Annotated in this window: 1 pseudogene; it reads left to right on the top strand. The window is 73.8% G+C overall.

The window, feature by feature from the left end:
- Positions 1 to 324 (top strand): annotated as a pseudogene (locus DSP71_RS22280) (class I SAM-dependent RNA methyltransferase); the annotation flags it as partial.

A 324-nucleotide genomic window follows, 5' to 3' on the forward strand; every position in this document is an offset into this window, starting at 1 on the left:
CTCGTCGCGCCCGAGATCGAGGCCGTGGAGTCCGGAGACGGTCGAGGATGGCGCACGAGGGTGACGCTGCACGTCGACGACGCGGGAGTGGTGGGGCCGTATGCCTCACGCAGTCACCGTGTCGTGCCGGTGACGTCGTACCCGCTGGCGCGGCCGGCGATCGCCGCGGCAGCGCTCGCGCTGCACGGGGAGGCTCCTGGTCGCATCGAGCTCGTGGAGCCCGCCGACGGCACCGTGCGCGTGATCCGTCGTGAGGAGACCGAGCGCGCCCCGCGCGTGCAGAGGGGCTTCCGCAAGCGCCCGGCGCCCGAGGTGATCCAGGAG

This window comes from Microbacterium sp. H6 (assembly GCF_003314775.1).
GTDB classification, from domain to species: Bacteria; Actinomycetota; Actinomycetes; order Actinomycetales; family Microbacteriaceae; genus Microbacterium; species Microbacterium oxydans.